14 protein-coding genes are annotated in these 19505 nt (G+C 66.5%); 2 read left to right on the top strand and 12 right to left on the bottom strand.

Annotation, left to right across the window (positions count from 1 at the left end):
• The 7 genes from FJ311_09505 to FJ311_09535 all read right to left on the bottom strand — a co-directional run.
• Nucleotides 1-1305: FecR domain-containing protein (locus FJ311_09505; protein ID MBM3951676.1), on the bottom strand; the 1305-nt coding region annotated here is incomplete at its 3' end.
• Between the two features lie 290 nt (nucleotides 1306-1595).
• Entirely contained in the window at nucleotides 1596-3134 is a 1539-nt protein-coding gene (locus FJ311_09510) for a S41 family peptidase (protein ID MBM3951677.1), read from the bottom strand.
• Nucleotides 3135-3170: 36 nt separating this feature from the next.
• On the bottom strand, nucleotides 3171-4103 hold the full coding sequence (locus FJ311_09515; GenBank protein ID MBM3951678.1) for an exopolyphosphatase: 933 nt from the start codon (nucleotides 4101-4103) through the stop codon (nucleotides 3171-3173).
• Nucleotides 4104-4135: 32 nt separating this feature from the next.
• Nucleotides 4136-5137 carry a heme A synthase gene (locus FJ311_09520; protein MBM3951679.1) on the bottom strand — a complete coding sequence of 334 codons (1002 nt, stop codon included), beginning with the start codon at nucleotides 5135-5137 and terminating at the stop codon, nucleotides 4136-4138.
• A gap of 106 nt (nucleotides 5138-5243) precedes the next feature.
• Nucleotides 5244-9356 carry a hypothetical protein gene (locus tag FJ311_09525; protein ID MBM3951680.1) on the bottom strand — a complete coding sequence of 1371 codons (4113 nt, stop codon included), beginning with the start codon at nucleotides 9354-9356 and terminating at the stop codon, nucleotides 5244-5246.
• 122 nt (nucleotides 9357-9478) lie between these two features.
• Nucleotides 9479-12766 carry a tetratricopeptide repeat protein gene (locus tag FJ311_09530; GenBank protein MBM3951681.1) on the bottom strand — a complete coding sequence of 1096 codons (3288 nt, stop codon included), beginning with the start codon at nucleotides 12764-12766 and terminating at the stop codon, nucleotides 9479-9481.
• Nucleotides 12766-13506, bottom strand: coding sequence for an SDR family oxidoreductase (locus FJ311_09535; GenBank protein MBM3951682.1), 741 nt, complete (start codon nucleotides 13504-13506; stop codon nucleotides 12766-12768). Before FJ311_09535 ends, FJ311_09530 begins: the two co-directional genes overlap by 1 nt.
• Before the next feature lie 57 nt (nucleotides 13507-13563).
• On the opposite strand from FJ311_09535, the gene FJ311_09540 reads away from it, so the two are divergent.
• Both FJ311_09540 and FJ311_09545 read left to right on the top strand, forming a co-directional pair.
• Nucleotides 13564-14160, top strand: a complete 597-nt coding sequence (locus tag FJ311_09540; GenBank protein MBM3951683.1) for an SOS response-associated peptidase — start codon at nucleotides 13564-13566, stop codon at nucleotides 14158-14160.
• Nucleotides 14161-14252: 92 nt separating this feature from the next.
• Nucleotides 14253-14714: a hypothetical protein gene (locus tag FJ311_09545; protein MBM3951684.1), complete on the top strand. Its 462-nt coding sequence runs from the start codon at nucleotides 14253-14255 to the stop codon at nucleotides 14712-14714.
• A 13-nt stretch (nucleotides 14715-14727) separates the two neighbouring features.
• Here FJ311_09545 and FJ311_09550 read toward each other — a convergent pair whose 3' ends face one another.
• The 5 genes from FJ311_09550 to FJ311_09570 form a co-directional block, all read right to left on the bottom strand.
• Complete coding sequence (locus FJ311_09550; protein ID MBM3951685.1) at nucleotides 14728-15939, bottom strand: D-galactarate dehydratase; 1212 nt, start codon at nucleotides 15937-15939, stop codon at nucleotides 14728-14730.
• Nucleotide 15940: 1 nt separating this feature from the next.
• Nucleotides 15941-16228, bottom strand: coding sequence for a flagellar biosynthesis protein FlgA (locus tag FJ311_09555; protein MBM3951686.1), 288 nt, complete (start codon nucleotides 16226-16228; stop codon nucleotides 15941-15943).
• 79 nt (nucleotides 16229-16307) lie between these two features.
• On the bottom strand, nucleotides 16308-17333 hold the full coding sequence (locus FJ311_09560; protein ID MBM3951687.1) for a hydroxyacid dehydrogenase: 1026 nt from the start codon (nucleotides 17331-17333) through the stop codon (nucleotides 16308-16310).
• Entirely contained in the window at nucleotides 17249-18532 is a 1284-nt protein-coding gene (locus tag FJ311_09565; GenBank protein ID MBM3951688.1) for a phosphopyruvate hydratase, read from the bottom strand. Before FJ311_09565 ends, FJ311_09560 begins: the two co-directional genes overlap by 85 nt.
• Nucleotides 18529-19482 carry an aminoglycoside phosphotransferase family protein gene (locus FJ311_09570; protein ID MBM3951689.1) on the bottom strand — a complete coding sequence of 318 codons (954 nt, stop codon included), beginning with the start codon at nucleotides 19480-19482 and terminating at the stop codon, nucleotides 18529-18531. Before FJ311_09570 ends, FJ311_09565 begins: the two co-directional genes overlap by 4 nt.
• Nucleotides 19483-19505: the final 23 nt, after the last annotated feature.

The raw sequence follows: 19505 nt of genomic DNA on the forward strand, positions 1-19505 counted from the left end.
TGCGGCGGCGGCCTCGGCGGCGGCCTTGGCGGCGGCGGCGGCGGCCTCGGCGGCGGCTTTTTCGGCGGCGGCCGCTTGCTCGGCGGCGGCCCTTTCGGCCGCCTGACGCGCGGCTTCGGCCGCGATGTGGGTGGCGGTCTTCTCGGCGGCGTCGGCGGTCTTTTGACCGGCGGCGGTTTCGAACTTGGCGGCGGCTTCGGCGGCGGCCTTTTCGGCGGCAATTCTTTCAAGGTCGGTCTTGGGGGCTAGACCATCGCCCTGTTTGGTGTGCCCCTGCAGTCCGAAGTCGTTCTGGCTCGCGCTGGTCATCGGAATCGTCTTCAACGTCGTGGCGAAAGTGTTGACGAGCTGGCTCGTCTCCATCTTGACCACCGGCGCGGCGACCAGGTTGAAACTCGAAACCGTGGTAAAATCGCTGGCGTTGTTCATGACGCGCACGCCGCCGGCGTTGGCGATCACCACTTCGCCGACGAAGCCGTCCTTTTCCTCCATCAGCACCACGCTCATCGGCTTGCCTTCGCCGATCTCGATACCCACCTGGGTGCCGCGAATGCCGATGGTGGCGACCGGGGTCTTCAGGCTCATGGCGTCGGGGTCGGTCTTGGCGACCTGGCCGCTGACGAAGGTGAACACGCCCTGCACCACCGACATGGAGACGGAGCCCTTCTGCGCCGCCGGGTCGTAAATCATTTCATCCAGCACCATCTTGCCGTTCTCGCCCATGGAGAACGTGGTCTGGTCGGCGAGCATCACGCCGATGGCGCCGTCGGCGCCGGATTCGAGCACGTCGCCCTGGAACACCTGGGAGCCGACCTCCAACTGGACGCGCGTGCCGTCGGGACGGATCGCGAAGACGGTGCCGGACAGATTCTGGACCTGGCCGATGGGCGCGCCGTCGGAACCGACGATGATTTGGCCTTCCGAGCCGCCAAGCGAGAGCACACCGTCGGCGCCGCCGGTCAGCGCGTCGCTGCCGCCGGCATCCGCCACCTGTTCGCCGGGGCCGCCCGTCAGCTGCGCCACCACGTTGCCCGGAACCTGGGCGCCGTCGGCGGAAGCGAGTTGCGGGGGATTCGGTTGGTCGAAGTAGCCTTCGATCTTCACCTGACTGCCGTCGGGCATGGTGAGCACGAGATCGGAGCCGTCCTGGGAAAATTCGGCGTTGGTCAGAGATACGCCTTCGGGCAGGACGATTTCGCCGCTGTTGCCCGCTTGCAGGGTGATGATGCTGTCGCTACCGGCTCCGTCCATCATGACGCGTTCCTCGATTTCTCCATGCCGGCGCGAACAGCGCGCCGGGTGCATTGGCCTTTCCCCGGCAAGACGGACTCCGCCCCTCCGGGAACCGAAAGCAAGATAGGCCGAGGCCGTGTAAACCGCCCCAAAAACATGATCCGAGACGGCCTGACACCCGTCTGATGGCGGCCCCAAGACCCCTTGGTCGCCAGATAACTACTTGAAATTAAATACTATTATAATAGTCCGCGCCACCTGCCACGGGACCGCGAACAAGGTTAGCCGCTTGATCTTGGTGGAAAGGGCTCTGCCCGCCGAGCGAGCCATCCGATCACGCTCCGGCCGATCGGGCGGGGGCGTCACATGGCCGGGCGCGCGCCAGCTGCCGCCAGGAACTTGTGGGCCGAGCCCGCCTGCAAAAGTTCGACCGCGCAACCGAGTTGGCGATCCTGCTTTTCACCGACGGGCCGGCAGCGGGAATCGGGTACGCTGCCGTGCCGGCGGGGCAAGACCGACCCGACCGCCGGCAGCGCGCCGGGAAGGTCGGCCTCGCGGCGGCGCTTGTCGGCCGCGCTGTCCGCCGACTTGTTTTTGTCCTTTTCCGCTTCGGCGGCGGTGTCGATCACCTCGACGTCGGGCTCGACCCCGCGCGACTGGATCGCCTCGCCCGACGGCGCGTAATAAAGCGATGTCGTCAACCGGATCGCCCCTTCCTGCGGCAACGGTACGACCGTCTGCACCGATCCCTTGCCGAAGGTCAGCGTGCCCATCACCGTCGCGCGGCCGTTTTGCTGAAGGGCGGCGGCGACGATCTCGGCTGCCGAAGCCGAGCCGCCGTTGACCAGCACGACCATCGGAATGCCCCGCGCGATATCGCCCGATACCGCCTCGTAGACGCGGCCGGCGCCACGGCGCCCCTTGACCGTCACGATTTTTCCGGAATCGAGAAACGAATCCGCCATCGTCACCGACTGCTCGAGCAACCCGCCCGGATTGTTGCGAAGGTCGAGCACGATCCCGCGCGGCTTGCCGCCCAACCGCTCGCGGATCTCGGCCACCGCTTGATCGAGGTTGTCGTCCACCTTCTCGATGAAGCGAACGACCCGGATATAACCGACGTCGTCGACGATTTCCCAGCGAACCGAACGAACCTTGATCACCGCCCGCGTCAAGCGCGCCTCGAACGGCGCGCCGCCGCGGATCAGTGTCAGACGAATTTCGGAGCCCGCCGCGCCGCGCATCTTGTTGACCGCGTACATCAGGCCCTTGCCCTTGACCGGCTCGCCATCGACGTGAGTGATCAGGTCGCCGGACTTCAGGCCGGCGCGATAGGCCGGCGTATCCTCGATCGGCGCGATGATCTTGACCAGGCCGTCTTCGGCGCTGACTTCGATTCCGATGCCGCCGAACTCGCTTCGCGTGCTGACGAAGCTGTCGCGATACTCGTCGGCGTTGAGGTAGGCCGAATGCGGATCCAAGCTCGACAGCATCGCGCGCAGCGCCGCTTCGACCAATTTTCCCGGGTCCCGCCTGAGCGACGACCCTTTCTCCTCGTCGAGCCCGCGCAACGCGGCGTTCACCAGCTCGGCATCGCCGACCTCCCGGACGTATCCGACCCGCACCCGCTTGAAGACGTCGGTGAAATGGGCCGTCGCCCGCTCCACGCCGTCTTTATCGGATTCGCGCCGCAACGCGACGTTGAACCGCTCCACCTCGCGGCTGCTGTCGGCGGGCAGTCCCGCCAAGTCGCTCCACCCGATCGCGCGCCCGAGAACCCCGTCGCCGACGGAGCAACCGCCGAGCGCGCCAAGCGCGACGCCCGCGGCAACCGCACCCGCGACAACGATCGTCGTCCGCAATCCGCGCGTTCGGGGAAAGTGGTTCGTCATCGATTTCATCGACCGCACCGGAGCGACGCCATCGGCTACGGCGCCTCAGCCGTCGGCGTTGATCTTGGCGATCAAGCCCTTGAGCACTTCGTCGGCGATATCGTTTTCAATCTGGCAGGTGCCCGCGTTCTCGTGTCCGCCGCCGCCGTGCTTGAGCATCAGTTCGCCGACGTTCGTCTTGGAGGTGCGGTTCATGATCGACTTGCCGACCGCAAAAACCGTGTTCAACTGATTCAATCCCCACATCACGTGAATCGAGATATTACAGTCGGGATAGAGCGCATAGACCATGAACCGGTTGCCCGCGTAAATGGTCTCTTCCTTACGCAGGTCGAGGACGACGAGATTTTTGTAAATTTGCGCGCAGCGCTTGAGCTGGTCCTTGAATTTATCCTGGTGCGCGAAGTACAGGTCGACCCGCTCCTTGACGTCGGGCAACGCCAGTATCTTGTCGATGTCGTGGTCCCGGCAGTAATCGATCAACTGCATCATCAACTGGTAGTTGGAAACGTGGAAGTCCTTGAAGCGGCCGAGCCCGGTGCGCGAATCCATGATGAAATTGAGAAGCACCCAATCCTTGGGATTCAGGATTTCGTCCTTGCTGAATTGCGCCGAGTCGCTTTTATCCACCGCGTCCATCATGGCGGCGGAAATGTGGGGAAATTTCTTCTTGCCGCCGTAATGGTTGAACACGACGCGCGCGGCCGAGGGCGCCTTGGGATCGATGATGTGATTTTTCGGCTTGTCCTTCATCCGGATCGTTTCGGACAAGTGATGATCGAAGGCCAAATGGACGCCCTTGACGTAGGGAAGATTGGTGGTGATGTCCGAATCGGAAATCAGAATGGTACCGTCCTGCATGTCCTTGGGATGGACGAACTTGATATCCTCGATGAGCCCGAGCTCGCGCAGCAGCACCGCGCAAACCAGCCCGTCAAAGTCGCTCCGGGTCACCAAGCGGTATTTTTGTTCGCTCATCTCAAGCCTCGACCGATTAGGGAAAGAGCCGTTTAGTTTGCCCGAATTGCCGCGGTTTGCAAGGGCTTGGCGGACGCATAACCGGCGATCCGGATGGCCCACAGCACGGCCGTAAACAAGATGACCGCCGTCCCTTGATGCGCGACGCCCAAAGCGATCGGAACGTGGAGCAAAAGCGTCAAGACGCCGAGCCCGTATTGGATAGCCGCCGCCACCGGAACGAGCAGGATCGCCCGCCGCAACCGGAAGTCGCCCGACCCCCGGGGCGCGAGAAATCCGAACCCCAGCGCCGACAGCACCGTCAACGTCGCCAACAGGCGGTGGTTGAATTGCACCGCGGCGATGTTCTCGAACATGTTGGCGAACGTGACGCCGAGCGCGAAGTAGCCGTCCGGAACCACCCGGCCGGCCATGAGCGGGAACGTGTTGTAGGCAAGGCCGGCGTCCAACCCCGCGACCAGCGCGCCAGACAACATCGTGACGACAACCAAGCCGAGGAGCAGGACGGCCAACCGACGCATGCGCCCCGACGCCGCGTTTACGCCGACCTCGCCGGATAAGCCGATCAGTCCGGTCGCGATCCAGAACAGATAGCCATAGATGGCCACGGCGAGCCCGAAATGGGCCGCCAGCCGATAGGGACTGACACGGGGATCGTCGATCAGGCCGCTTGCCACCATCCACCAGCCGAGCACCCCTTGCGCCCCTCCCAGCAGCAATGCGGCCACCATGTGACCCTTGAGCCGGCGATCAAGCCAGCCCCGCCACCAGAAGATCGCCAACGGCACGGCGAAGGCCAAGCCGATCAGGCGGCCCCAGAGCCGGTGGATGAACTCGAGCCAGAAAATTCCCTTGAACTGGTCGAGGCTCATGCCGCGGTTGATTTTCTGGTACTCGGGCGACGTTTGGTACTTCTGAAACAGCTCTTGCCATGCCGTGTCGCCGACCGGCGGCATCCATCCGGTCAAGGGCTTCCATTCGACGATCGAAAGCCCGGATTCGGTCAGACGAGTCAGGCCGCCGATGACCACCATCAGAAAAATAAACACGCACACGATCAACAACCAGCGCGCGATCGCCGCATGCCGGCGGTCGAAATCCGCGTCCGTCGTCGAACGAGTGGCCGGCACGCGTCGGATCTCAGTTCTCGCGACCGATCGCGCGCAGCAGCAACATATAGACCTTGCCCACGTCCGCGGTCAGGAAAGTGGTGGCGAGCACGCCGTCGATGTCGCGTTTTTTCGCTTCGCCGAGCGCGCCCTCGAACTGCGCGATGTAGCGGTTGACGTATTCCCGAAATTCGGCGTCCTCGCGGTAGCGGCTCGCGATGGTGGCCAGCCGCGAACGCTCGCGCAGGCCCAGCATCTTGCGCACGAACAGGCCCTTTTCGCCCTTGCTGTAGCGTTGCCAGTCGTCCTCGGAAAGCTCCGTTTCCAGGATCCGATTCATGTCGATCGCGAGCGATTGCAGTCGCTCCATCACGAACGTCGCGTCGCGCAGGAATTCCTGGGTGCCGGCTTGGCGGCGACGCTCGTTGAGGATGCGGAGCACATCCTGTGCTTCCCGCGTCGCCTCGCGCATGTCGGCGATCTGGCGCTGCAGGCCTTCGCCGATCTGGCGGGCCTGATCGGAAACGCGTTCGGCGTTGGCGGCGGTGGATTCGGCATTGCGCGCAACCTGGGTCCAGGCGGAAACCTGGTCGAGCGCCTGGCGCGACATGCCGCCGATTTCCTCGGCGCGATGGACCAATGTTTCGCCCAGGTTGGCGACCGAGCGTTCGGTCGACGTATACTGGGTCGCGAGTTCGTGCAGTTGGCCGCGCAGCGCGCCTGTACTGGCGCCGATGCGGGCGACGATATCGTCCGCCTTGCCGGCAATTTCGTGGGCGCGCTGGCGGAACAGTTCGCTCAGGCGCGAAAGCCGGGTTGCGCCCTGTTCGGCGTTCGCCGTCAGGTCCTGACCGCGCCGCAGCAGCGTTTCGCTGCCCCGATCGAGATCGAGCGCCGCGGTCTTGCCTCGCGCATCCAGTTCCTGAATTCGTTCCGCGACCAGCCGGGCGGCGTCGGTCGCATCGCCCGCCGCGCGCCGCGCCACCGCTCCGATGTCCTCGGTCCGCTGGAACAGCGATTGGCCCTCCTCCCTCAATTCGCCGTATATCTGGCGGCTCAATTCCGCGAGATGGCCGGTGCCGCTCTTGAGTTGCGCCGTGGCCTGGTCCACGTCGGCAGCCGCCTTTTGCGCGACCAACCCGAGAGATTCCGCGTTCTGCTGGAACGCCGCGGTCGATATCTGAAGCGCCTTGACGCCGCGGTCGGAGGTATCCGCCAGTGCGGCCGTGCTCTGTTGCAGCGCTTCGCCCGCCTTGCCGAGCCGCGTGGCGGCCTCATCCGAGGCCGCCGCCACCGCCGTCGCGTGCCCGTGCAAAACCTCGGAGAACGAACGCACGTGCGACATGGCCGAGGCATGCACGGCCGACAAATCCTGCGATCGTTGGCGCAAAATTTCGGCGATGCGTTCCAGCCTCGTTTCCGTTTGCTCGGTCGCGGCGGAGATTTCGTCGCGATTTTGGCGCAACCCCGCGGCCAGGACGTCGAGGCGGCGCCCGGCGTCGGCGCCGGCCTCGTTGACGCCCTCGACGCCGTCCTTGATGGCGGCAATGACGTTGCGGACCCGGCCTTCGGCAAGTTCGGAGGTTCCCGAGAGTTCCCCGGCACCGGCTTTCATTTCGGCCGTTGCCTCGCGCAACCGGCCGATCGCCTGGTCGGCGGATCCGGCCAGATCGCCCTGCCGTGCGACCAGCGTTTCGCTCGCCAGCCCGAGATTGCGGACCGCTTCTTCCGAGGCGACGACGAGTCGATGCGATTGGCTGTGATACGCGTCGCCGAGGGTCGATATCTTGGTCGCCGTCTTGTCGGAAACGTCCATGAGATCGTCGGCCTGACGGCGCATGGCCGACGCCATCAACTCGAGCATATCGGTCGCGCGTTCGACCGCGCCCGCCGCGTCGCGCGCGCGCGCGTGCAGCGCTTCGGATACGCCGGCCAGCGCGCTGACCGCGCGCTCGCTGGTCACGCCCAGATCGGCGCCGCTCCCGGCGACGGTTTCGTTCATGGCGCGCAACTGGGTTTGGGCCGAGTCGGCCGCGTCGGACATTTCCTTCAGGCTGCGACGCATTTCCTCGATCACGCCTTGCAGCCGCGCCTCGGCGAGGTCGCCGGAGGATTGAACGTCGCCGGTGCGTCGCTGGATGAGCCCGGCGCCTTCCTCAATCGACTTCGCGACCCGCGCGCCGGTATCGGCCAGTTTGTCCGCGTGCTCGATCAAGCCGCGCGTCGCGACGGCGATGTCCTCGGTCGCACGGCCGGCGACCAGCGCCGTGTCGTCCGCCCGCCGCCGCAGGGTCTCGGCCGAATCGTCGATGCGCGCGGTGGCGGCGGTCGCGGTCTGCGCCAAATCGGCGAGTTGGCGCCGGAATTCATCGGCATGGGCGGAAGCCTGGCCGACCGATCCGTCAAGCTCCGCCACGCCCTGATTAAGCGCCCGCGTCGCCGTGGTGATCGCCGCCGCGCCCTGCTCGGACGCCTTGGCCACCTCGGCGCCGGTTTTCTGAAGACCGACCACCAACGCTGCAAGCCGCCCGCCGGTCCGGTCCGACAGGCCCGAAAGGTCGTCGGCGCGTTGGCGCAGCGTTTCCCCGACCGCGCCGAGGCGTTGGATGCTCTGCGACGACAACTGATTGAGGGAATCGGCCTGCTGGCCGACCGCTTCGCCGGCGCCATCCAACCGCGCCACCAATTCGTCGGCCGCGCGGGCGAGATTCGCGGCCCGTCCGTCGAGAGCCTCGCCGGCTCGAACGGTTTCCACCAGAACTTTATCGGAAGCGAGTCCCAAGTCCTGGATGATTCGGCGGAGCGATTCACCGACGCCGGCGGCGCGCGCGGCGGTCTGGTCCGCCGACTCGGACATGGTCCGAGCCTGCATCTGCATGGCCTCGCCGGCGCCCTTGATGCGCTCCGCGACGCGGTCCGCGGTCATCTCGATTGCGCGCGATTGCTCGCGCATGGTTTCGCTCACGAGCTTGACTTTCTCGCTTGCCGTGTCCGAGGTGCTGTCGAGCGCGCGCGCCTGACGCTCCAGGCTGCCTTCGATCTCGGCCGCGCGCATGGCGACGACGGAACCGACGGCGTTGAGTTCCTCGACCTGGCGCTTGAGGCCGTCGCCCATCAACTCGGTTTGGCCAGCCGCGCGATCGAGACGCTGGCTCATTTCCTGGGCGTGATTGTGCAACAGATCGGCGCTGAGTTTGACCTTGTCGCTGATATCCGCCGACGACTGGAGCAGGATCTGCGCCTTCTCGAACAGGCGTTCGCCCGCGTCCTGGGCGCGCCCGGTCGCCTCTTCCGACACGGCCGCGAACTGACGGCCCCGTTCGGCGAATGTTTCGGTCGCTTCGCGCGCACGGGTCGAGGCCTCGTTGGCGACCGCCGACAATTCCTCGCCGCGTCGACGCAGGATTTCGGCCAGATCGTCGACGCGCGCGTTGGCGCGATCGGCGGCGACGGTCAGTTCCTGCGCGTTCTGGTGGAGAACGTCGCCGACTTGGCGCGCGCGGTTGGCGGCGCGCTCCGAGGCGGCCTGCAAATCCTCGACCTGGCGGCGTAGCGCCTCGGCCACGGCTTGCGCGCGCAGGTCCGCGTCCTCGGACGCCCGCGACAGTTCGAGGGCGCGGCGCTTGACCAGCGCGCCGACCGCCTCGGCACGCGCCGCCGCTTCCTCCGTCGCCTGGGTCAACTCGCGCGCTTGGCGGCGCAGGCTGTCGGTGATCTCCCTCAAGCGCGATTCCGCGCGCTCGGAAGGGTAGGCGAGCTGGTTCAATTGCCAACGCAACGCCTCGGTCTCGCGCCGCAACTCGCGCCCGCGCTCGAAGAACGCGACCGTCATCCAGATCAGCGCGATGGGGGTCGCGATCCCGGCGAACAACCCGCCGATCTCGTGCGGCAGCAACTGGCCGAGCTCGGCCCAGCCGACAGAGCCGCCGATGAACGACACACCGAAGTAGAGCCACGCGAGCGTCAAGACACCGCCGGCGACAAGCGGCAGCCGGTAGCGATGGTACGCCGGTACGATCCAGGCTTGCGGTTCGAGCGGACGCGACGGCGTCAACGGCTCGTTCGCCGACGCGACGGTCGTTTCCGTCGGTCGCGACTCGGGGGCCTGGTCGGCGGGGGTGTCCCGCAGATTCGCCGTGGTCATGGCCTAACTCCTCCGTCACATCGTTAGGCGCGCCGGGGGCCGATTCGCCCGCGATGATACACGACCAAATGTGGGCCGGAAAGACTATACGCCCACAAGAACTTGATGATTCGCGAGGTTTTTCAGGATTCCATGACCGATTCGATTCGCGCCGCGAGGCGATCAAGGGCGTGTCCGTCGTCGAGCCCCCCGTACAGCCGTTGCCGCCATCGTGCGCGGGCCTCGCGCCCACGGTCTTCGCCGGCGAGGGCGCGGGCGACGGCGGCCGCAATCTGGGTGGAATCCTCGATCCGCTCACCGATATCCCGACACGTCCAGGCGAGCGCCTTCGGATCGTATCCACTGCCCGTCGCCAAGCGGTTCGGGTTATCGACCAGCACAATCGGCCGATCCACGACCAGGAACGAGAACATCAGGTCCGCGCAATCCGTCACCAGCACGTCGGCGGCGGCAAGCAGCGGCGCGGGATCGGCGGCGGCCGAGTCGACCAGATGAACGTTGGGGAAGTCGCGCGCCACGTTCCGCCACCAGGTGAGCCATTGCGGCTGGTGCGCGCAGGTAACCGGGTGCGGTTTGACGATCACGGCGATGTCGTGACGGTCCCCGCGCAGGGATTCGATCGGGTGTTCGCCCAGCATGGCCGCGGCCGAAAGGGCGGGCTGATAGGTCGGTGCGAACAGAATGATCCTGCTGCGACCGGATTCCCCGCCCCGCGCCGGCAGGAAATCCGGCGACGGGGTTGCGCCCTGACGAAGCGGGTCGAGCGCGATCGGCCCGACGGTCCAGATCCGGTCGTCGGGAATGCCGGCGCGGGCGAAACGGTCCCGATCATCGGGCCCGATGGCGGCGGCGATATCGGCGAGCGGCGCAAAGGCGCCCGACAAGGCCTCGTCGCCGACCCCAGCCTGCAGATAGAGCGTCGCCGCACCGGGAACGAGCCTACGGATGTCGCGCGGGAACGGCTCGCAAGCGACGATCAGGTCAGGCGCGAAATCGGCGATCTCGCGCCAGTCGCCGCCGATCAACGGCCACCGCTTTTCGGCCAGACGTTCGAATAGCGGCTTGAGAACCGGATAATGCTCCGGCCGGGAGAAAAACAGCGCCGCGCGGCCGCTCCGGCGGGAACGGCCAAACCGCCCTTCTCCCGTCAAGTCGAACTTGAGGGTCGCTTGCGCCGCGCGCAGGAACGCGTCGTCCGGCGCGAGCGCGAGGCCCTTGCGCAGCGCGTCCATCGCCTCCGCGCGCCGTCCTTGGGCCTTGAGGGCAAGTCCGAGCTGGTAGCGGCCATCGGGCCGGTCGGGGAAACGTTCGACCAGCGCCCGCAACGCCTGGACCGCCTCGAACGTCGCGCCCGAGCGGCGCAACGCGGCGGCAAGATAGTACGCCGGCTCGAACGATTCCGGCTCCGCCGCCGCCGCCTGCCGGAAGGAGTCGATCGCGCCCGTGGTATCGCCGGCAAGCGCCAGCGCGCGCCCGAGGGCACAGTGCGCGGGCGCCGAACCCGGATCGACGGCGACCGCGCGCCGGAAATGCTCGAGCGCCTCGTTCCCTTCGCCCGCGCCGGCGAGAATCTCGCCCAGCCGGAGAAGAGCCTCGACGTGACCCGGATCGAGCGCGAGGGTTTCGCGCCACGATGCCGCCGCCGCGTTGAGATCGCCCCGACCTTCGGCGGCGTGCGCGTCCGCGACCAGCCCGCCGGTTTCGCTCAAGAGACACGGCGCCGACGCCGCCTCGGCAATTTCGGCGGCGGAAACCGGTTCCGAAGTCGGTAACCGCTCGGCGTCCGTGGGCGGTTGTGCGAGCACGACGAGGCCCATCTTGGCGAGCCAAGCGATCCCGCGCGAGGCAAGTCCCTGCCGGTCCGGCGGCAGGCGCAGCACGAGTTCCGCCGCCGTCGCTTCCCCGGAGCGGTCGAGGGAGATCAGCATCGCCGCCATATCCTCGGCGGCGGGCAGAATATCGGTGGCATAGCCGTTCATGGGGAGCCGCGCGAGGGTTTCGAGCTTGGCCGAGCCCGCGCCGGGCGCGAGCGCGACGCGGGTCGCTGCGCCGATGCGGTGCGATGGATGGTCCGCGAGGCGCACGAAAGGATCGCCGAGAGTTTCCGGCCGCACGAACGGCCGACACGACTCCCCGGGCCTTTCCGGCGCCGCGCGCAGATCGGCCAGTTCATGCCACAGCGTCTGATGCCGGGCGACGATCGCCCGCCAATCGAACGCCGCGCGTGCGTGGGCGCGCGCCGATGCGCCCATCGTCCGACGCCAGTCCGCGTCGGAGGCCAGCGCCGCGAGCGCATCGGCCGCCGCGCGTACGTCCACCGCCGTGACCTGGGCGACAATGCCCGCCTGACGGGCAAACGCAGCCGCGCGCGCCTCGGACAGCAAATCGAGTTCCGGCGCCAGCGCCAAATCGGTCCCCTGCCCCGGTTCGGGCAACCATGTTGGAGCCAGAAAGCCTTCGACACCGTCCCGCACCGCCTCGCGCAAGCCACCCCAGTTGGACGCCACCACTGGCAGACCCGAAGCCATCGCGGCGAGTACCGGTTCCCCCGCCGCGTCGTGCCCTCCGTCGTCGAGCGCGACAAAAATGTCGGCGGCGAACCAGACGTTGCCGCGCACAGCCGGTTCCTCGCCGTCGAAGAAGATGCAGCGCGAAGTGGGCGCGAGCGCGCGGGCCGCGTCGCGGTACTGGCGCTCGACCTCAGTCGAGGCGAACGTCCCGGCGTGAATCAGAAAGCAGCGGCGCTCCGCCCGCCGCGCCGCTTCCTCGGCGGCGAGATAGGCGGCGACGGGATGGCGTCCGCCGCGGTAATCGAACCGGCCGAACAGCAAGAGCGCCACGTCGTCCTCGCCGATACCGAGCCCGCGCCGGACGCGGCCCCGGATGGCGCGAACCTCGGGTGTGTCCGCGTATTCGTCGCATTCGATTCCGAACGGTATGACCCGCGTCGGCACCGCATCGCCGACGAGACGCCGAACGGTTGTCTCGATCGCCTGCGACGGACAAACGAGAACGTCCCACGGCGCAAGCGGCGCTCCGGCAAGTCGAGCGAGATGGTCGAGGGTCTCGGGATCACCCAGGTTCTCGATCACACCGACGAGGCTATAGGCACGGTCAAGCCCTCCCGCCCGACGTCGTCCGGCGAAGGGCGCGAGCGGCGCTCCCGGCGCGAGCAACGTCGAGGGCACGCCGCCGGCGCCGAGACCGCCGGGCGGCACCCAATGGAACGGCCGACGTCCGTTTCCCCCCTCGCCCATTTCCGCGCACCCGGCGTCGTAATGGGCCTTGGCGAGGGCGTGAACGTAAATCGCCTCGACCGCGCCGTGACGGAGGATCGCCCGCTTGAGCCGCTTCCAGTCGCCGCGATCGTTTCCGGCCGGAACCGGCAAATGGAGAAAAACCGCGTTCATCAATATAAGTGCTGACCGCCCGTAACCCAGAGTTCGGTTCCGGTCACATAAGCGGACTCGTCGGAGCAGAGATAATGGATGGCGCGCGCGCAGTCCTCGGGCGAGCCCATGTGGCCAAGCGGAATGCGCGGGATCAGCACTTCATACTCCGGCTGGACCATGGCGGTTTCGATCTCGCCCGGCGCGACCGCGTTGACGCGCACGCCGAGTTCGGCGAATTCACCCGCCATCTCGCGGGTCAAGGCCGATAGCGCCGCCTTGGAAATGGAATAAGCCGAGCCGGCAAACGGATGGATCCGATGCCCGGCGATGGAAGTGATATTGACGATGGCGCCGCGCCCGCGATGAAGGGCGGTGGCAAATCCGCGCGCGAGCTTCAACGGCGCGAAGAAATTCAGTTCGAACACCTGGCGCCAGGCGTCGAGATCGCCGTTGAGACAGCCGAGCCGCTCCTTAAACGGGGTTTTGGGCGAAACCCCGGCGTTGTTGACCAGCGCATGCAGCGGATCGCCCGCGAGCGCCTCATTGGCCTGGGACACGAATCGCGCCAGGCTCGATTCGTCGGCGAGATCGGTCGGCACGTGCAGCGTCCAATTGGGATCGCGCTTGCACTCGGGCGGCACGTCGGCACGGGCGCATGTGATAACCCGCCAGCCCCGCTCAAGAAAATGGATCGCGGTCGCATGGCCGATGCCCCGGGACGCTCCGGTCACCACCACGGTCTTGCGCTCGCCACTCATGACGGCGACGTTAGAATAAATACCCCCGTCTTTCTAGGCCGGAGACGCCGACCTTCCATGTGCTCGCGCTACGAAATCAGGTCGCGCCCCGAGGCGCTCGCGCGGCGGTTTCGGCTCGACGAAACCGCGCCCGATCTGGCGCGGCCCGAGGTTCGCCCGACCGACCTTGCGCCGATCGTCGTTCGCGACGCAGGCGGTGTTCGGCGCGCACGAGCAGCGCGCTTCGGCCTGAATGTGACCTGGGACAAAATGCCGGTCATCAATGCCCGCGCCGAGACCCTGCGCCAGAAGCCGACCTTCCGGCCGCTGCTCGGCAACCGTTGCTTGATTCCGGCCTCAGCCTATTTCGAGTGGCACCAGGACGGCCGAGCGCGCAGGCGCATTCGTATTTCCCTGGCGGAAGACGAATTGATCGGATTCGCGGGACTGTTCGATGCGAACCGCTTCGTCATCATTACTTGCGCCCCGGCGGCGACCATTGCCCATGTCCACGACCGGATGCCGGTAATCCTGCCGCCCGAATCGGAAGAGCGATGGCTCGATCGTGCAAACGACGATCTCGCCCGACTCCTCTCGCCTTATGCTGGCGCGATTTCGACGGCGGAGGAAAAGCCCAGGCCGTCCCCGCAAGGCGACTTGTTTGCCTTCGGGTAGGACCGAGTTCCGTACACATCGCCGTGAGGTTCCACCGGATCGGTTGCCGGGGTCGAAGTCCTGGATGTCGAATGGCGGCAAGGACTGATGCCATGGGCGACAAACACCGAGAATGGCGGAATACATTGAGAAGCGCGGCCAGAGCCATCTCGGTCGCGTTGGCGCTCGCGGGCTGCGCCGGCGCGGACGGCGGACGATACATCACCGTGAGGATGGAGCCCGCCAGCCTGCAAAACGCCCTCAACGACGCGCGAGCGCAAAATTACACCGTCCACGCGACCGCATCCAACGACCTGTTGTTGTTGGAAGGAAAGAGCGCTTATCGCTTTGCCGACCGCTCCGGCTCATTCAAGCGCAGGTCGATCGCGAGCCCTGGTGAATTGGAGTCCCTCCTGCGCGGAATGGGCGATGGCTACGCCGCCATCGATCCGGACACCGGAAAGACGATGGCGTATCTGTTCCAAAAATCGACGTTTTATCCGCTATCCGGCGATAAAGAGACCAAGACTTACCACGTCGATTTCGCCATGCGCGGCAAGATCGGTAGCTACTGACGTCCGCGCCGTCTCAGGCGCTGCGGTAGAGCTTGGTCAACACGAACTCGCGGTGGCCGAGGGCCTCGGCCGCGGTCAAGCGGCCGTTGCAGACCCGGATGGTCATGTCGATCAGGGCGTCGCCCGCTTCGTCGAGCGTCATTTCCCGGCGCAGCAGGCCCGACACGTCCACGTCGATGTGCTCGCTCATGGTGCGGACCGTGCGCGGGTTGGCTGTGATCTTGATGACCGGCTCGATCGGATTGCCGATGACGTTGCCCTGCCCGGTCGGGAACAAATGCACGGCGAAACCGGCCGCCGCCTGCAAGGTCACGCATTCGGCCGCCGCCGAGGATGTGTCCATGAAATAGAGCCCGGGCCCCTTGCGCGGCGCTTCCGCCGGACCCAGTACGTCGACATAGCGCGTCTTCTTGCCGATCTTTTCCAGATTGCCGAAGGCCTTCTCCTCGATGGTGGTGAGGCCGCCTTCGATGTTGCCCTTGGTCGGCTGGCTTTCGGACAAGTCCGAGGTCTTGTAGGGCTCGATCACCTCGTCCATGTAGGCTTGCCAGGTCTTGAGGAACTTGTTGCCCGCTTCTGGGGTCTTGCCGCGGGTCGCGCAGACCTTTTCCGCGCCGGTGATTTCGGAGGTTTCGCCGAAACACGTGGTCACGCCGAACGGATCGAGCTTGTCGATGAAGTTGCCGACGGTCGGGTTGGACGCGAGCCCCGAAGTGGTGTCAGATTCGCCGCACTTGACCGAGACCCAGAGATCGCGAAGGCGGCATTCGACCCGCGTCTTTTCGCTCGCCCACTGGACGTATTCCTTTGCTTTGCGACTGGCGGCGGCGATGGTGGCGATGTCGCCGTTCTGTTCGATGGCGAAGCCCGCGACCGGTTTGCCGGTTTTGGCGATGCCGTCGACCACACGCTTGGTCCAGCCCGGCTCGATGCCGATGACCACGGCGGCGGCGACGTTCGGGTTCGACCCTGTGCCGATCAGGGTGCGGAAGTGCAACTCCAAGTCCTCGCCGAACTGGAGCCGCCCGTAGGGGTGCGGCAGCGCCAGCGTGCCCTTGATGTTGTTGGCGACTGCTTCGCACGCGGCGTTCGAAAGATCGTCGAGCGGTAGGATGATCACGTGGTTGCGCACGCCGACGCGGCCGTTTTCGCGCTTGTAGCCCCAGAAGGTCAGGTTCTTGAGATCGCGGGACGGCTTGCCGTTACCCTTGCTGCGTTTGGCCATGTCACCACCTTTTGGTCTTGACGTTGTGGACGTGCGCATGCCGGCCGACGCCGATGGGGGCGACCGCCTTGCCGATGTCGTGGCCGTACTTGATGATGGCGTCGCCCTTCTTGATCGCTTTGAGCGCAATCTTGTGGCCGAGCGGAATCGCATCCAGCGCCTTGATCTTGATGGTCGCGTCGGTCTCCATCACCCAGCCGGTCAGCATCTGACCGGCTTTGACGCCCTCGACCACCACCACGCCGACCGTATCCTTGGAATCGTGTACCAGAAAATGCGGTGCCGCCACGTCCGTGCCTCCCTTGCTTCGAAATTCGGTATGTCGATATGCCGCCCCATCCGGGTCCCGTCAAGTCGAAACCACCCCCTTAAACAACTTGATGCAGCAGGGGTTTTCCCGCCCTAAGCCGGCGGCAATTTTCGACCGCGACCGCGAGACTGCGGTCGAGGGTTTCGACCGTCAACCACGCGACATGGGGAGCCACCACCACGTTCGGCAGCGCGAACAGGGGATGCCCGGCCCCGGCGGGTTCGGCCGCGAACACGTCGATCCCGGCGGCGCCGAGCCGGCCGGACTTGAGGGCTTCGACCAGCGCCGCTTCGTCCACCAACGCCCCGCGCGCGGTGTTGACGAGCACCGCACCCGGCTTCATCCGTTGGATGGCCCGTGCCCCGATCAGGCCCTGGGTTTGGTCGGTCAGCGCCGCGTGCAGCGAAACCACATCGGATTCGGCGAGCAGGTCGTCGAGCGCGCGCCATTCGGCGATCACGTCCGCTTTCGGCGCGCGCGCGGTGTAAAGCACCTTCGCCCCCATCGCCTTGAGGACCGGGGCAATTAGCCTCGGCACCGCGCCGAAACCGACCAAGCCGACGGTGCGCCCGGCGATTTCGCCGAGTTGATCCTGAACCTCGGTCGGCAGCGGCCAGCCGCGACCCTCCCGGGTACGGGAGTCGAACCAGGCAACTCGGCGCAGCGCCGCCAACATCAAGAGAAGAGTCATTTCCGCAACCGCCCGGCTGTTGGTCCCGGGCATGTTGCAGACCGCGATCCCGCGCGCCTTTGCCGCCGCGAGATCGATGGTGTTGAGTCCGACCCCCACTTTTTGAATGAAGCGGAGCCGGGGCGAGGCCGCGATCACGTCCCCCGTGATCGGCATCAGCACGTGCCACAGCGCCTCGGCTTCCGCCATCAATTCGAGGAAGCGCGCATGGTCGGTTTCCTCGCACGAAGCGATCTCGAAGTCCTCGGCGGCAAGCGCCGCGAGTTTGCGGGAAAGGCCGGCTCCGGCGTCGTATTGAAAAACGATCTTCAATTTTTTCTCCACGGGAAAGACGTGCGCGGCGGCAGATCCGCGCGACCCAACAGATCGGCAATGCGCAGACCTTCGTTCCATTTCGCCATTCGCTCGGAGCGCGAAAAGGAACCGACCTTCAACTGATCGACGCCCCAGCCGACCGCGAGATGGACGATGGTCGCGTCCTCGGTCTCGCCCGAGCGCGCGGAAACGATCGCGCCCCAGCCCGCCGCCCGCGCGGCCGCGAGCGCTTCCTTGGCCTCGGTCAGGGTACCCGCCTGGTTCGGTTTCAGCAGGGTGGCGTTGCACGCGCCGCGGGCGGCCGCGGCGCGGATGCGTTCGGCGCTCGTGACCAGGCAATCGTCGCCCACCACCTGGACGCGGGGGCCCGCCTTGCGGGTGAACCGCGCGAGTCCATCCAGATCGTCCTCGGCGAGCGGATCCTCGATCGCGACGATCGGATAGCGCGCGAGCCAACCAAGCAGCGTTTCCGCGAGTTCATTGCTCGACAACTCGCGCCCGTCGCGCGCCAACCGATAACGCCCGCCGCGGCCAAACTGCGACGCGGCGATGTCGAGGGAAAGGGCGAGATCGCGCCCGGGGGTGAATCCAGCGCGCTCGATCGCGCGCACGGTCATTTCGATCGCCGCTTCGTTGTTCGCGAAGGCGGGCCAGAACCCCCCTTCGTCGGCGACGCCCTGAAGAAGCCCGGCGTCCGCCATTAACGCACCGGCCGCGCGATAAACCTCCGCCGTCCAATCGAGGGCCTGGACGTAATCGTCGGCGCCGACCGCGATCACCATGAAATCCTGGACGTCGACCCGACGGCTCGCATGAGCGCCGCCACCGAAGATCTGAATTTCCGGAAGCGGTAGGCGGCATTCCCGGCTGCCCGACAAATAACGCCAAAGCGGCACCCCTTCTGCCGCCGCCGCGGCGTGCGCCGCCGCCATGGAAACCGCGATCAGGGCATTGCCCCCGAGCCGCGACTTATCCTTGGTGCCGTCGAGAGCGATCAGCGAACGATCGAGTCCTTCCTGATCGGCGGCGTCACATCCGACGAGCGCCTTGGCGATTTCCCCGTTCACGGCGGCGAGCGCGCCCGTCACATCGAGTCCGCCGAAGGCTTGGCCGCCGTCGCGCCGGTCGCGCGCTTCGGCGCTGCCCGTAGACGCGCCGGAGGGTGCGATGGCCCGGCCACGAGCGCCGCCTTCGAGTTCGATCTCGGCTTCGACCGTGGGCCGCCCGCGCGAATCCCATATTCGGCGACCACGGACGGACGCGATGGCGGTTTTCACGCGGCAATCTCCCGACTCCAGGCGTTTGCGACTTCGTCGAGGCGCGCGGGCGGTTCAACCAACAGCGCACGCGCCACTCGGCGCACTTTATCCTTATCGGCGGTTTCGGTCAGGTATTCGACCGGGGATTTGCCGTCGACCCGGGCGAGGAAAAGGCCGGGCAGCAGTTCGGCGGCGCGGCGCTCCAGCCCGGCCGAGGCCTCCCAATTCACGCCGGCGAGGTAGGCCTGGGCCATCGATCGGAAAGATTGCAGGAACCCGCCCCAGGCGCTCGGCGTCCACAAGCACTTAAGCAGAAAATGGTTGAGGCAGAAGGCGAGATCGAACGCCGGATCGCCGTACCAGGCGCACTCGGCGTCGAGGAACACCGGTCCCCGGGGGCCGATCAGGATATTCTTGGGGCTGACGTCGCCGTGAATGAGAGCGACGCGGGTACCGGCCGTGCGCTCGACCAGCGCCCGCAATCGCTCCGCCCGGTCGGGGTGGGCGCGCGCGACAGCCTCGAGATAGGGTTCCAGCCGGATCGCGCGGAAAATGGCGTCGGTCGCGAAGCGGGCGGCGATCTGGGCGTCGTTCGCCGTGCCGGCGTGAATGCGGGCGAGCGTCGCTCCGACCGCGGCCGCGAACGCCGGATCGGCGCGGCCTTGGCGCAGCTCTTCCTTCCACAAGCGATGGGTCGCGGGTGAAAGATAGTCCATCGCGAACAATCCGGCAGCGCGGTCGTGGCCGAGGATTCTCGGCGCCGATCCGGGCGCGATCCGGTTCGCGGTTTCGATCCACGCCGCCTCGAACGTGTTGCGTTCGACTGGCGCGCGCCAGTCGGCCGCAACCTTGAGCTTGGCCAGCGCGCGCTTGACGCAGACCGTCCCCCGTTTCAAATCCACCCGCCAGATGTCGGAAGCGACGCCGCCCGGAAGAGGTTCCGCCAATGGATTTTCGCCCGCCGCCATGAGGCCAAGGCCTTCGAGCGCTC

It is taken from the genome of Rhodospirillales bacterium (genome assembly GCA_016872535.1).
GTDB lineage: Bacteria > Pseudomonadota > Alphaproteobacteria > Rhodospirillales > 2-12-FULL-67-15 > 2-12-FULL-67-15.